This is a genomic window from Mycolicibacterium llatzerense, assembly GCF_000878195.1.
Lineage (GTDB): Bacteria > Actinomycetota > Actinomycetes > Mycobacteriales > Mycobacteriaceae > Mycobacterium > Mycobacterium llatzerense.
Genome location: NZ_JXST01000001.1, coordinates 64,190 through 77,496 on the forward strand (window position 1 = coordinate 64,190; position 13,307 = coordinate 77,496).

General features: G+C 66.2%; 16 protein-coding genes and 1 tRNA gene. 9 read left to right on the top strand and 8 right to left on the bottom strand.

Annotated features, from left to right (window positions below; genetic code table 11):
* The first annotated feature begins 33 nt into the window (after positions 1–33).
* Positions 34–282 carry an Rv2628 protein family gene (locus TL10_RS00315; RefSeq protein ID WP_043390624.1) on the top strand — a complete coding sequence of 83 codons (249 nt, stop codon included), beginning with the start codon at positions 34–36 and terminating at the stop codon, positions 280–282.
* Here the strand turns inward: TL10_RS00315 and TL10_RS00320 are convergent.
* Both TL10_RS00320 and TL10_RS00325 read right to left on the bottom strand, forming a co-directional pair.
* Complete coding sequence (locus tag TL10_RS00320) at positions 249–1,946, bottom strand: NAD-binding protein (RefSeq protein WP_043390626.1); 1,698 nt, start codon at positions 1,944–1,946, stop codon at positions 249–251. The genes TL10_RS00315 and TL10_RS00320 overlap by 34 nt on opposite strands.
* A 4-nt stretch (positions 1,947–1,950) precedes the next feature.
* On the bottom strand, positions 1,951–2,430 hold the full coding sequence (locus TL10_RS00325; RefSeq protein ID WP_043390628.1) for a cupin domain-containing protein: 480 nt from the start codon (positions 2,428–2,430) through the stop codon (positions 1,951–1,953).
* Between the two features lie 54 nt (positions 2,431–2,484).
* Between TL10_RS00325 and TL10_RS00330 the strand changes: the two genes are divergently transcribed.
* The 3 genes from TL10_RS00330 to TL10_RS00340 all read left to right on the top strand — a co-directional run bounded on the left by TL10_RS00330 (position 2,485) and on the right by TL10_RS00340 (position 4,142).
* Positions 2,485–2,895 carry a hypothetical protein gene (locus TL10_RS00330; RefSeq protein WP_043983939.1) on the top strand — a complete coding sequence of 137 codons (411 nt, stop codon included), beginning with the start codon at positions 2,485–2,487 and terminating at the stop codon, positions 2,893–2,895.
* Complete coding sequence (locus tag TL10_RS00335) at positions 2,892–3,482, top strand: GNAT family N-acetyltransferase (protein WP_110788916.1); 591 nt, start codon at positions 2,892–2,894, stop codon at positions 3,480–3,482. The genes TL10_RS00330 and TL10_RS00335 overlap by 4 nt, the downstream gene beginning before the upstream one ends.
* Before the next feature lie 147 nt (positions 3,483–3,629).
* A complete protein-coding gene (locus TL10_RS00340) occupies positions 3,630–4,142 on the top strand; it encodes a CHAP domain-containing protein (protein WP_051954474.1) in 513 nt (170 codons plus the stop codon).
* A gap of 4 nt (positions 4,143–4,146) precedes the next feature.
* On the opposite strand, the gene TL10_RS00345 is transcribed toward TL10_RS00340, so the two are convergent.
* Positions 4,147–5,199 (bottom strand): class I SAM-dependent methyltransferase, encoded by a 1,053-nt coding sequence (locus TL10_RS00345; RefSeq protein WP_043983941.1) that lies wholly within the window; start codon positions 5,197–5,199, stop codon positions 4,147–4,149.
* Between the two features lie 177 nt (positions 5,200–5,376).
* Here TL10_RS00345 and TL10_RS00350 point away from each other — a divergent pair, with 177 nt between their 5' ends.
* Complete coding sequence (locus TL10_RS00350) at positions 5,377–7,215, top strand: SLC13 family permease (RefSeq protein WP_131630653.1); 1,839 nt, start codon at positions 5,377–5,379, stop codon at positions 7,213–7,215.
* Between the two features lie 165 nt (positions 7,216–7,380).
* The gene (locus tag TL10_RS00355) at positions 7,381–8,571 is read left to right on the top strand and encodes an IS481 family transposase (protein ID WP_043983944.1); all 1,191 of its coding nucleotides are present in this window, start codon (positions 7,381–7,383) and stop codon (positions 8,569–8,571) included.
* Between the two features lie 42 nt (positions 8,572–8,613).
* On the opposite strand, the gene TL10_RS00360 is transcribed toward TL10_RS00355, so the two are convergent.
* Positions 8,614–8,686: transfer RNA gene (locus TL10_RS00360), tRNA-Arg, on the bottom strand.
* 404 nt (positions 8,687–9,090) lie between these two features.
* Here TL10_RS00360 and TL10_RS29375 point away from each other — a divergent pair.
* Positions 9,091–9,864 carry a hypothetical protein gene (locus TL10_RS29375; RefSeq protein ID WP_131630654.1) on the top strand — a complete coding sequence of 258 codons (774 nt, stop codon included), beginning with the start codon at positions 9,091–9,093 and terminating at the stop codon, positions 9,862–9,864.
* Here TL10_RS29375 and TL10_RS00370 read toward each other — a convergent pair.
* Together TL10_RS00370 and TL10_RS00375 are read right to left on the bottom strand one after the other, a co-directional pair.
* Positions 9,861–10,139, bottom strand: a complete 279-nt coding sequence (locus TL10_RS00370; RefSeq protein WP_043983946.1) for a hypothetical protein — start codon at positions 10,137–10,139, stop codon at positions 9,861–9,863. The genes TL10_RS29375 and TL10_RS00370 overlap by 4 nt on opposite strands.
* On the bottom strand, positions 10,136–10,519 hold the full coding sequence (locus TL10_RS00375; RefSeq protein ID WP_043390640.1) for a heme-binding protein: 384 nt from the start codon (positions 10,517–10,519) through the stop codon (positions 10,136–10,138). Before TL10_RS00375 ends, TL10_RS00370 begins: the two co-directional genes overlap by 4 nt.
* Before the next feature lie 436 nt (positions 10,520–10,955).
* On the opposite strand from TL10_RS00375, the gene TL10_RS00380 reads away from it, so the two are divergent.
* Positions 10,956–11,336 (top strand): ArsR/SmtB family transcription factor, encoded by a 381-nt coding sequence (locus TL10_RS00380; RefSeq protein ID WP_043390641.1) that lies wholly within the window; start codon positions 10,956–10,958, stop codon positions 11,334–11,336.
* Positions 11,333–12,319 carry a cation diffusion facilitator family transporter gene (locus TL10_RS00385; protein WP_043390643.1) on the top strand — a complete coding sequence of 329 codons (987 nt, stop codon included), beginning with the start codon at positions 11,333–11,335 and terminating at the stop codon, positions 12,317–12,319. The genes TL10_RS00380 and TL10_RS00385 overlap by 4 nt, the downstream gene beginning before the upstream one ends.
* Here TL10_RS00385 and TL10_RS00390 read toward each other — a convergent pair.
* On the bottom strand, positions 12,316–12,747 hold the full coding sequence (locus TL10_RS00390) for an ester cyclase (RefSeq protein WP_043983949.1): 432 nt from the start codon (positions 12,745–12,747) through the stop codon (positions 12,316–12,318). The two genes, TL10_RS00385 and TL10_RS00390, sit on opposite strands and share 4 nt — an antisense overlap.
* Positions 12,748–12,768: 21 nt before the next feature.
* On the bottom strand, positions 12,769–13,257 hold the full coding sequence (locus TL10_RS29380) for a TetR/AcrR family transcriptional regulator (protein ID WP_192830155.1): 489 nt from the start codon (positions 13,255–13,257) through the stop codon (positions 12,769–12,771).
* Positions 13,258–13,307 lie beyond the last annotated feature (50 nt).

The following is a 13,307-nucleotide window of genomic DNA, read 5'->3' on the forward strand; positions in this document are numbered from 1 at the left end:
TCCCGATTCGGGGTGCTCGGTGCTCCTACCGATATGAACATCCACTGGCGGCACCAGCGCCCCGCAACGACGACGTACGAGATCGTCGACCAGCTCCACGATCGTCACGCCGTCGGCGTCACCGCGGACCGCGTCGCGGCGACGGTGGCCGGCTGGCTCGCCGAACTGGATGTGCAGAGCCCGTTGACCGAGGAACTCGCCCACGCGACGCTGCGCGGCGACTGGCCCGCCACGCACACCATCTGCGATCAGCTGTCCATCGACTTGATGATCGCGGCCTGACCGGTCAGCAGCGTGTCGATGAGTTCGCGGTACGGACCGACCAGGTACGCGGTATCTCCCGCACAGAGCTGGGTGTCGCGCCGCGGCCTCCGGTGGGTGGTCCCGGCCCGGGTGATGGCGATGACCCGGATTTGCGTGGGTACCTCCGCCATCCGCATGCCGTCGAGTGCGCTGCCCGCGTCGACGTGGACGCCGCCAACGGTGAACGACTGCTGTCCCACCGTGAACGTGCCCAGCACCTGCAATCCCATCGCGGCGCCGACGAACCACGGCGCCGCCAGCTCGACCGTCGACCGGACATTGGCGAAGCCGAACCGCTGGGCCACTGCAGCCCCGAGCGTGCGGTCGTAGATCCGCAGCACCAGCGGGACGTCGGGCCGGTCGATTTCCGGCAGCACCCGGGGACTGAGCATTTCGCGCAGCACGATGCCGGTCTCGATGTTGACCATGTCGTCCTGGGTCAGCACCGCGACGGCGCGGGCCCGGTCGAGTCGGGCCAGCTCCAGCGTCTGTCGCAGGGTGGCGTCACCGAAGATCACCGGGACGTCCAATTGTGCGGCCTGCGCGAGGAACCGGTTGGATTCGTCGCGTTCGATGACGGCGACGTCGTGGCCGGCTGCGATCAGGTCGCTGACCACCCGGATGCCGAACGATCCGAGGCCCACCACGACGATGTGGTTGCGCAGATGCTGCACCCGCCGCCGCCCGGCCGAATTGCCGAGACGACGGGACAGCAATGCGTCGGCGACGAACGCGACCAAGATCGCGGTGGTGGTGACACCGGCGAGCATGAGCCCAATGCCCCATAGTCGCAACCAGGTTGGCTGATGCATGAAACTGAAGTCGCCGTAGCCGACCGTCGCGATGGTCTCGGTGGAGAAGTACAGCGCATCGATCCAGCTCATGCCTGCGGGGTTGTGATAGGCGAAACGCAGCAGGATCGTCGACCCGAGCAGCAGGGATGCCGACGTGCCGAGGGCCCACCAGAAGATGGGGTTGATGTCGTCGCGGATGACGCGCAGCGTGTCGATCAGGCGGCGCGGCCACGGGCGGTGTGTTCGGCTGGTCAAGGGACGCGGCACCGTGATGCCGGCGTCCGCCAGTTCGTCGGCGGTGCCGATCATGGCCGTCCAGTCGCCAGTGTGCACCTCGAAATCCCTACCGGGACAAGGTGTCACCTCGCCGGGCGACTCCGAGTTCTCGCCGCGGATGACGGCGATGGGCGCCAGATCGCCGAACATCTCCCGCAGCGTGGCATCGCGCTGGGCCTCGGTGCCGGAGATGACGTAATCCACGCCGGCCACCGAGATGGTGTGGGTGGTGCGGGCCAGGCAGGCCTCCACGACCGACGGCGCAGCCAGGTCGGCGACGTCCAGGACCGCGCCGGGGCCGTTGTCCTGGGCCACCGCGGCGCGCAGCACGCTGTTGGCCAGGCGGGTCACGACCCGGACGGTGGGATTGAGTTCCCGTGCCAGCAGGGCGATTTCGAGGTTGACGGCGTCGTCGTCACCGACGCAGACGATGGCGGCGGCGCTGGTGACGATGGCGGCCTTCAGGCCGGCGGGTTCGTGGATCGTCACCACCGTCGCGCCCGCCGCCTGCAGCCCCTCGGCGATGCGGTTGGCCAACGCGTCGGCGCCGCAGACGATGACGTGCCCCGGCATGCGATCAGTGGCCTGTCGGCGTCAGCGCGAAGTCGGCGAAGTCGAAGCCGGGCACCACGACACAGCTGACGAGAGTCGGCTCGTCGACTGCGCTGTTTCCCCGTCGCTCCGCTCGCCCGGGCCGGGCCAGGGCGCGCTGCCAGTGCCCGGGCGGCACCAGCGCCTGCGGCTGTTCACCCGCAGCCACGTCGGCGCCGAGCAGCACGGTGTCCGCGGTGTCCCGGTCGGCCCCGACCTCCAGCAGCAGCGGGCTGCCGCGGTGGTACAGCCACAGCTCGGCGCTGTGCACGGTGTGCCAGGCCGACTGCTGGCCCGGCATGAGCAGGAACAGGATCGCGGTCCCGGCGCTGCGCGGTCCCGTGTACTGCGCGGGCAGCGCGGACTGCGGAACGGTCAGGTCGCTGCGCCAGGTCTCGCGGTACCAGCCGCCTTCCGGATGCGGCGACAGGTCGAGCTGTCGCGCCCAATCGGGGAGATCCGTCATGGCAGTTGAGGCTACGGCGCAATGGCGGTGTCGGCAGGTCGATACGCTCATGCCATGGAACGGTTGCGGCCCGCCTGGATCGTGGCGCTGTGCGCGGCGGTGCTCTTGGTCAGCGCCTGGTTGCCGTGGCTGTCGAGCCCGGCGGGGCATGCGAACGCCATCGGCGGCAAGGTCGGGCACATCGCTGTTCCGCCACCGGGTTTCGGGGTCGGGCAGCTGATGGTGCTGCTGTCGTCGTGCCTGCTGGTGGCGGCCGCGATGGCCGCGCGCAAGGTGTCGCCGCGCGCCGCTTCCGTTGTGGCCCTCGTGCTTTCGGCCGGGCTGACGGCGCTCGGCGTCTGGTACCACGTGCTGTACGTGCACGGCCCGGTGGTCGCGGCGTACGGGCTGTATGTGGGTTTGGTGGCAGCCGCACTGGCCATCGTGCTGTCGGTGCTGGCTTCGGTCGTCGCCTGGCGTGCGTGATGGGATTCGTCGAGCCGGTCGTGCTGACGGGACGGCAGTGGGTCTCGCTGGAGCCGCTGACCGAGGATCACGTGCCGGAGATCTCCGAGGCCGCCGCCGATGGGGACCCGGGCCGCTTGTGGTTCACCTCCGCGCCGTCCCCGGCGACGGCCGAGCAGTGGGTACAGGCCCGGTTGGCGGCGCAGCGCCCCGATACCGGGCTGACGTTCGTCGTGCGCTCGCTCGACGGCCGGCTCATCGGGTCGTCCAGCTACCTGAATGTGGACGGTCCCAACCGGCGCCTGGAGATCGGCGCGACCTGGTACGTGGAGTCGGTTCGCCGGACCGGGGTGAACACCGAAACCAAGCTGCTGCTGCTCGGGCACGCTTTTGAAGCGCTCGACTGTATAGCAGTGGAGTTCAGAACCCACTTCTTCAACTCGGCGAGTCGCGCGGCAATTGAGCGGCTCGGAGCCAAGCTCGACGGGGTGCTGCGCTCGCATCAGTTGCTCAGTGACGGCTCCCGACGTGACTCCGTGGTGTACTCGATCCTCGACATCGAATGGCCCGCAGTGCGCAACAACCTGCAATTCCGCCTGAATAGGTAACGCCGCCCACCCCGGTGATCAGCATCTCTTGAGCAAAACTTGACAGTTTGCCAAGCGATGTTTTTGAATTCGTGTCTAATCGTGACCGAATTGTGATTTGATCCAAGCATCGGTTCGTTCGCTTGATCGGGGGGACGGATGTACGCAATGAGCTTCAAGTCGTATGCGGGTGCCATGCTCGCGGCCGCTTTGATCGCCGGTGTGGGGGTGGTGTCGGCCCCGCTGAGCAACGCCGACTCGGCGGTGTACGTCGGTCCCACCGGCTACGGCCAACCCGTCTCCAGCCCCGGCCGAACCATGGGTGCGGTCCAGGCCTCGAACTCCGGTTGGCCGGGTCAGTGCACCTGGGGTGCGCTGCAGATGGCCTACCAGAACGTGGGCTACTACCCGGACATCCACGGCAACGCCAGGCTCTGGGCGGATTCCGCACGCTCGCGTGGCTGGACGGTCGTCGACGAGCCGCAAGCCCGCTCCATCGCGGTGTATCCCGCCGAACTGCCGGGCGTCAGCGAGTACGGCCATGTGGCGTGGGTGAATTCGGTGTCCGGCCGGTGGATCAACATCACCGAGATGAACAACGAGTCGCACGGTGGGCCGTTCGCCTGGTGGACCCGCGACACCCAGCACGTCCCCGGGATGAGTTACATCCTGATTCCCTGATCGCTCAGGGGCGTGCCTCGAAGACGAGATTGAACGGTGTCTCGGTGGCCCGCCGGAATTGGGTGAATCCGCTCTGGTCGACGATGACGTCGCGCAACCTGGCCTCGCCGGCCTGCGCGCCGAGTGCCGGACCGTTGCGGGCGAGCGACACCGGCACACAGATCTGCGATGACGCGCCGTACATCATGCGGCCGACGGGATTCATGTTGTCCTGCACGTGATCATTGGCGAATGGCTCGACGATCATCGCCATGCCGTCGCTCTTGAGCGCGGCCCGGGTGTGCTGCATTGCACCGACCGGATCGCCCATGTCGTGCAGGCAATCGAAGAATGCGATCAGGTCGAAATCCTTGTCCGCATATCCCGTCGCGTCGGCGACCTCGAACAGTGCGTTCGTCACGCCGGCTTCCTCGGCGTGTTCGGCGGCGACGTGTATCGACTCGGGGTGGTAGTCGTAGCCGATGAACGTGGAGTTCGGGTAGGTCTGCGCCATCAGGATGGTGCTGACCCCGTGGCCGCAGCCGACGTCGGCCACCTTGCCCCCGGACTCGAGGCGTGCGACCGCGCCGTCGAGGGCCGGCAGCCAGGAGCTGACGAGTTCGGCGTTGTAGCCGGCGCGGAAGAACCGCTCGGTGCCGGCGAACAGGCACGGATGGTGCTCACCCCACTCGAGGCCGCCGCCCGATTTGAAGTTTTCGGTGGTGCGGTCGAGGACGTGGAACACCGCCTCGACGATGTTGTAGGCGCCGGGGATGTCGACCGGTCCGTTCGGGTCGGCCAGGCAGGCGGCTTGTTCCGGGCTCATCGACCACGTGGCGCTGTCCGAATCGAATTGGACGTAGCCGCCGGCTGCCTGGTTGGACAGCCACTCGCGGACGTAGCGCTCCACCGTGCCGGTTTTCTCGGCCAGCTGGGTGGAGGTGAGCGGCCCGGCCGCCAGGGCTTTGTACAGCCCGAGGCGGTCGCCGATGAGGACCAGGCTGGCGCTCATCGCGGCGCCCATGTCGCCGATCGCCATGCCGAGAAATTCGTTGAGTTTGGCTTCGTCCACGGTCATGTCTGACCCTCCGATATTTGGTTGTCAGCTTGACTGTACGGCCGCGGAAATTACTGAACAATGCGTAGATTTCCGACCGTTGATTGGGTGTTGGGGCAGTTCGGTGCGCCAGCGGCGTCCGCTTCGGATTCGGGGCATCTGCGACCGATCCGCGGCATCGGATGTTATTGATCAGGGGTGACTCACCAAATGTGGATCGTCGTCGGCATCCTGGCCGGGGCGGTCGGGCTGTTCGTGTGGGGCCGTCCGCGCGCCGACATCGTCGGCGTGCTCGTGGTGGTCGCGTTGATGAGCAGTGGAGTGCTCACCCCGACCGAGGCGCTGGCCGGCTTCGGCTCTCCGGTGGTGATTCTGTTGGCCGGGATATTCATCGTCAGTGCGGGACTGGTCAACACCGGGATCACGCAGCGACTGGGGGAATTCGTCGTCAAGGTTGGTGGCCGCAGTGAAGCCCGGCTGGTCGCGTTGGTCATGGTGCTTGCCGCCGGCATCGGTTCGGTCATGAATTCGGCGGCGATCGTCTCGATGCTCATTCCCGTGGTCCTCACGGTCACGGCCGCAACGGGTTTGAACCGCAAACGCATGCTGATGCCGTTGTGCGTGGCCGTCATGATCAGCGGCATGATGACGTCGATCGCGTCATCGCCGAACATCATCATCGAGAGCATCCTCAGTCAGCGCGGCATTGCGCCGCCGCTCGGCTTCTTCGGCTTCACGCCGTTCGGTGTCGTCACGCTCGTCGTGAGCGTCGTCTTCATGCTCGTCGTCGGCCGTAACCTGTTGAGCCGCAAAAGGACCGGTGATGCGGATGCCCAGGAGACTTCCACCTTCGACGTCATCGAGTCGTATGGTTTGAAAGCCCGCTGGCACTTGCTGCATGTTTCGGCTGACTCGTCATTGGTCGGACAATCGGTTGCAGCGCAACGACAACCGCTGCGCGACCGTTACGGCCTGGACCTTCTCGGCTTCGAGAAACACGGCCGTGGCGCTGCGCGGTACCTGTCGGCGCGGCCTGAAACCGTTTTCGAGGCAGGCGATCTGGTCTTCACTCTGGTCGACGAACAGCAGACCGCCGCGCTGTCCGCCGACCTTCGATGTCAGGTAACCGGTCCCCGCGCCGAAGATGAGCGCCGGGAAGTGCTGCAGGACGTCGGCGTGGCCGAGGTGATGCTCGCGCCCGAGTCGAAGTCCATCGGCACCACACTCGGCGACCTGGACCTCGCTGCCGCACACAATGTGACGGTACTGGCGGTCCGGCATCGCGGTCAGTGCATCACCGAGGACCTGCCCAGCCGCACCCTGGACTTCGGCGACGCGATGTTGGTGGGCGGCAATTGGGACGACATCGAGCGGCTCAGCGATACTCGGCGCAATTTCATCCTGTTGAACCTGCCCGCCGAGTACCAACAGCGGTTGGTGGCGCCGGGCCGGGCGCGCGCCGCGGTGGCCATTCTCATCGCGATGGTGGCGTGCATGGCTTTCGGCTGGCTTCCCGGGGCCGACGCGGCCCTGCTCGGGGCGCTGGCCATGGTCGGTGCGCGCTGCGTTCGCGTCGACAGCATCTACCGGCTGATCAGCTGGAACGCCCTGGTCCTGATCGCCGGGATGTTGCCGTTGGCCACGGCGCTGGCCAAGACGGGGACGACGACGCTCATCGCGCATCACCTGGTCGAGACGCTCGGCGCGCTGGGTCCGACCGGCATGCTCGCGGTGGTGTTCCTGGTGACGGCGGTGGTGGCGCTGTTCATCTCGAATTCGGCGACCGCCGTGCTCATCGCGCCGGTCGCCATCGAGGCGGCCCAGGCGTTGCATGTGTCGCCGCAGGGCTTCGCGATGACCGTCGCCATCGCGTGCTCCGCGGCGTTCGTCACGCCCGTGTCGTCGCCCACCAACATGCTGGTCATGGAGCCTGGCGGCTATCGGTTCTCCGACTACGCGAAGGTCGGCGTGCCGCTGCTGGCGCTGACCATGGTGATCACGGTGGTGATGGCCCGGCTGATCTACCTACCGGGCTAGCGCACTACGCCGAGCGTGGGGGCTGACGAGGCGACACGCCGAACAGGTTCTCGTAAAGCCGCACGCTCGACGAGAGGAAGAGTGCCCCCGGCAGTGTGATGTTTCATGACATCCGCATAGCGTGTCTCAAGACATCGGCATAGCCCGATCGACCAGTTTCAGCTGGTGTCGAAGGCTCGTCTGGTCATCACCGCGGTCCTCATCGAAGGCCGGTCCCAGTCCCAAGTCGCCCGCGACTACGGGGTCTCCCAAAGCTGGATCTCACGACTGATCGCCCGCTACACCCGCGAAGGTGAAGCCGCGTTCGAGCCACGCTCCCGACGACCCCACCACAGCCCAACACGGCTACCGCAGACCACCATCGACCTGATCATCGAGCTGCGCCACACCCTGGCCGGCAAGGGCCTCGACGCCGGCCCCCACACCATCGCCTGGCATCTGCAACACCACCACAACCTGACCGTGTCCGTCGCCTCGATTAGCCGCCACTGCCGCGCCGCCGGACTGGTCGAACCCAACCCCAACAAACGCCCCAAGTCCTCCTACATCCGCTTCCAAGCCGAACAACCCAACCAATGCTGGCAAGCCGACTTCACCCACTGGCGCCTGGCAGGTGGCACCGACACCGAAATCCTGTGCTGGATCGACGACTGCTCACGCCTAGCCCTATCGGTCACCGCCCACCGCCGCGTCACCGGCGCCATCGTCCTGGCCGAATTCCGCAAAACCGTTGCCCAACACGGCATCCCATACTCCACCCTCACCGACAACGGCATGGTCTTCACCACCCGCCTCTCCGGCGGCAAAGGCGGACGCAACGGACTGGAAACCGAACTGCACGACCTGAACGTCAAACAGATCAACTCGACCCCCAACCACCCCACCACCTGCGGGAAAGTCGAACGCTTCCACCAAACCCTCAAAAAATGGCTGACCAACCAACCCCGCGCCGCCACCACCGCCGAGCTACAAACCCAACTCGACACCTTCTGCGACGAATACAACCATCGCCGACCCCACCGCAGCCTGCCCCACCGCGCCACCCCAGCGGTCATCTACACCAGCCGACCCAAAGCCCAACCCGGCCAACGCCTCGACACCCACGACCGCGTCCGCACCGACCGCGTCGACCAAGCGGGAGCAGTCACCCTGCGCGTCAACGGACGCCTGCACCACATCGGCATCGGCCGCCACCACTACCGAACCCGCGTCCTGATCCTGGCCCACGACCACCACATCACCGTCATCAACGCCGCCACCGGAGAAGTCCTGCGCGACTTCACCCTCGACCCCACCAGGGACTACCAACCCACCGGCGCACCCAAAGGCCCCAAAACGAAAAAATCCCGGACCTAAAGTAGGTCCGGGACTATTCGTATGTCCTGCGACATCACAGAGTGCCCCCGGCAGGATTCGAACCTGCGACACCGGCTTTAGGAGAGCCGTGCTCTATCCCCTGAGCTACGGGGGCGGGGACGCCTCATGTTAGTTGGCGAGCTGTCGACCGGGTATTCGGGCTCGCGGTGAGGCAGTGTTCGTGATGCAAGTGAGGCCGGTGAGCTGGATGTGCCCGGCCACGGGTGGATCGTGTCCCGTGCCGGTGCTCGTCGTGGGGGCTAGCGGATTTGTTGGCTCGACTTTCGAGGTGGGCCCGGCGGTGGTCGGCGACCACGGCTGCTCTTCTCGCGCCGGCACCGGGAAGTCGGCGCATGCCGGTGTCCCGATTCGCGGTGTAATTAGCGCCCCTACCATTCGGTTTACGCGACTGTCGAATAGCTCTCCGCGCCGCTGATTTCTGGCTCCCCAATCGAGGTAAATGTCAAATCGCAGCAATTGTGGTAATGACGTTCTCTGGTTGTCTACACTTCCGTCCAAATGTGTGAATTTGACATGAACGCGTGCGATCCCGTCGATGTGGCGCGCCAGTTGGACGAGAGCGGTGTCGCTCAGGTAGCAAACGCCGTCCAATGGGATTGGGTGATCGATTCCCGGGCGGAAATCGATCGTTGGCTGGCCGCGCACGGCGAGAAGGACCATTTCGTCCTATCGCCACAGGATGGGCACCTTGAGTCGATTCATGCGTTCATGGCCAGCGATTCGGTTCGCACATTTCTCGACAATGTCGTGCGCCAGCGCTTCCCGGACCGGGCGCACGAATTGGCCGGTACCGCGGTGCGCATCGTGGCCGGCCCGCACGCCGACGGTGACGCGTGGTGGTTCCACTACGACGCCAGCGTCGTGACCATGGTGGTCCCGCTGTTCATTCCCGAAGCGGAGCCGGGCCGCTCGGGCGAGCTGGTGGGCTACTTCAACAAGCGGCCGTTCCGGCGGTCTGTGGCGATCAACATCCTCGAGAAGATCGTCCACCAGAGCGCCACGTTCCGGCAGCGGATCTTGCAGAGCCTCGGCCGTGCCGGTGGCCCGACCGTCGTCGACATGAATGTCGGTGACGTGTACCTGTTCTGGGGCTATCGGAGCCTGCATGCCAACATGCCGATCGCCTCAGGTCAGCGGCGCGTCACGTTGCTCATTCACTATGGGCAACCGCACGCGCCCAGCGGCACCTTGGCCGCGGCCAAACGCCTGCACTGGGCGCTGCGCGGCCGCTCCGACGCCGCGGACCAGCCGGCCGCGGCGAGGGCGTACTAACGGCAGGTGTTGGCGCTGACCCAGCGGCCGTTCCAGCCGACGCATCCCTGCACGGGCGGTGGCGGCGGGGGCGGCGGCATGTCCTCGGGCAGCGGTGCGTAGTAGGCCGGCGGCGGCGCGTAGGGCGCGACGGCGCCGAAGTCGGTGCATCCGCTGACCGTGATGCGTCGTCCGGCGCCGAAGCAGACGTCCGCACTCGCGGTACCGGCGGGGGCGACGGCGATCAATCCGGGCACGGCAGCTGCTGCCAACGCGGCAGCGACGAGGCGCATCATTCGCCGAGCAGCGGACGGTCGGGCTGCGCCAGGCCGCAGCGCTCGCGGAAATCGGTCATGGGCTGACGGATCGCCCGAAGTTCGTTGTGCGCCTGCGGGTTTGCGTCGAAGAAGGTGCGCACGTCGTTCGCGACCTCATCGCGGGGCTTGCCCTGCAGGCTGCCGTAGAAGTCGTTGACGTCCGGGTGCGTGAACAGGTAGGCGGAGGCGGCAGCGGCGACGCCCGATGCCACGCCGGCCAGGTCCGCGGGGGTGCAGTTGGGGGCCGTCGGGGCGGCCATCGCCTGACCCGAAGTCGGCAGGGCGACAGCCATGACGGCCATGACGGCTCCTGCGGCAGCCACGACCGCCCGCTGGGCGCCCGATTTGGTGAAGACCATTGCCGTATTCCTTTCCACAGTGCCAGGTTCGGCGTCGATCGGCGCCGGATATAGCCGGACTGTAGCAGGCGGATTGACCCGGCCGACATTTTCTGGGAGACCCGGTGTGCTCGCCGGCCCGGTGGTCGATCTCGCCGCTGCCGCAGTTGCCGGCGGACGCGACAACTGCGTTGTGTTGTGCGGTTTCCTGTTTCAGGAAGTTTGCGGAGAATGCTTGGCAACGTCGCGGCGTGATTGGCGTGCTTGGTTGACTATGGGTGATCTAGGGGTTGTCGTTGTTGATGTACGTCATCTACACCCTCGATCATCCATTCGGTCCGATAGGCGTTACATCGCAGCCGTTTTCGCACGCGGTCAAGGTGTTCGACATGGTCGACCGCGGCAGCTGAGCGCCCATCCGACGACCGCGGTGCGGCCAACGGTCTATTATCTGCGTATGAATGCAGGTAAGCAGATGCCGGCGCCGCTCGCCGATGATCAGGTGCGCCTGGTGGTCGAGGTATTCCGGATGCTCGCCGACCCGACCCGCGTCCATCTGCTGTGGGCGTTGAGTGCATCCGAGCTGTCGGTCAATGAACTGGCCGAGCGGGTCGGCAAGCCCGCACCGTCGGTATCGCAGCATCTGGCGAAGCTGCGGATGGCGCGGTTGGTGCAGACCCGTCGTGCCGGGACGACGATCTTCTACAGCCTGGAGAACGAGCACGTCCGCCAGCTGGTGGTGGATGCCGTGCACAACGCCGAACATGCCGGTCCCGGTGTGCCGGCCCATCATCGCCAGGATGCCGGCCTGCGGAGCCTCGAAAGGGGCCGACGATGAGTGGACATCAACACCACCACCATCACGACCATGGCCATCCGCATGACCACGGCGTCCGGGGTGTGGTCAAGGGCATCTTCGCGCCGCATTCCCACGATGCGGCGGACAGCCTGGACAGTGCGCTCGAATCGAGTGCGGCCGGTATCCGGGCCGTGAAGATCAGCCTGCTGGTGCTGGGCCTCACCACGGTCGTGCAGATCGCCATCGTGGTGTTGTCGGGGTCGGTGGCGCTGGCCGCCGACGCGATCCACAACTTCTCCGATGCGCTGACTGCGGTGCCATTGTGGATCGCATTTGCGTTGGGCGCCAAGGCTGCAACCCGCCGCTACACGTATGGGTTCGGCCGGGTCGAGGACCTCGCGGGGTTGTTCGTGGTCGGCATGATCGCGCTGTCGGCGATCATCGCCGGCTATGAGGCGGTGCAGCGGTTGATCCACCCGCAGGTCATCGATCACGTCGGCTGGGTTGCGCTGGCCGGGTTGGTCGGATTCCTCGGCAACGAAACGGTGGCGGTCTACCGCATCCGCGTGGGGCGTCAGATCGGTTCGGCGGCGTTGGTCGCCGACGGCGTGCACGCGCGCACGGACGGATTCACTTCTCTAGCGGTGCTGCTCGGCGCCGGCGGGGTGGCCCTCGGGTATCCGCTCGCGGACCCGATCGTCGGGCTGATCATCACCGTGGCGATCCTGGCCGTCCTGCGCACCGCGGTGCGAGATGTGTTCCGCCGCTTGCTCGATGGCGTCGACCCGGAGCTCGTCGACACGGCCGAGCGGTCCCTGGCTGCCGAACCGGGCGTGCGGTCGGTGCACAGTGTGCGCATGCGTTGGATGGGGCACCGCTTGCATGCCGACGTGGAGCTCGACCTCGATCCTGACCTGAGCCTGGCGCAGGCCCACCGGATCGCTCATGACGCCGAGCATCATCTGGTCCACGCCGTCCCCAAGCTCACCACAGCGCTGATCCACGCGTATCCGGCGCGCTAGAGGCGGATCGCGCCGAGCTGTTGCAGCTGGGCGAGGGTGTCGACGACACCCCAGACCTCGGCGATCTGTCCGTCGCTGAACCGGATGATGAACATTTCTTCGTACACAACGGGTTTCCCGGTCGGCGCCAGGCCGCGATACTCGCCGAGATGTGTTCCGGTCACTGTCTGCCGCGAGGCGATCTTGTCATGGTCGACGACCATGTCGTCGACCATGACGTGAATGTCGGGGAAGGCGCGAAGGAGCAGGGTCCAGATGCGTTTCATGGTGTCCGGCCCGGAGCCTGCCGACAGCGGTGAATGAACGACGGCGTCGGGATGGAAGACGTCGTCGATCGTGCTCACGATGTCGTCGACGTCCCCGCTGTTGCAACTGCAGTGGAATCGTTCGAAGGTCGCGACGTTGGTGCTTGTGGGTGTTGCGGACACGAAGTTCTCCTCGTCTGCGGTTTACCTCGACCGTCGCAATGACCGTTGGACGACGGCGTAGCCTGCATCGGCCGTGATGCGCCCCTCTGCGACCGCACCGAGCAAGCCGACCAGTCCCCACGATAGGAACGTGGCGTCCGGTTCGTCCATCTGCTCGTCGGCGAGTATGTCGGCCACCATCTGGCGCGCTCCGCGGATCACGACCGCGCTGCTCTTGGGACCGAGCAAGGTCCGGTAGACCTCGGGGTGGCTTTCGGCGAGGTTGAAAAGTGTCCGCACCGAATCACAGTTTCGCTCGGCTATCGCGGCCCGCAGATACTCGGTGCCGCTGACCAGGAGCAGGTCGTCTTTGCTGCGGTAGTGGGCATAGAACGTAGACCGCCCCACGTCGGCGCGATCGAGGACGTCCTGCACGGTCACCCGGTCGTACCCGCGTTCGATCATCAGCTCGATCAAGGCGCGGTGCAGGGTGGTGCGGGTACGTCGAACCCGGCGATCGTTTTCGGACACTTCACCTCCAGGTGTACCGAACGGAACGGATCTCGCAGATTCGATCCTGG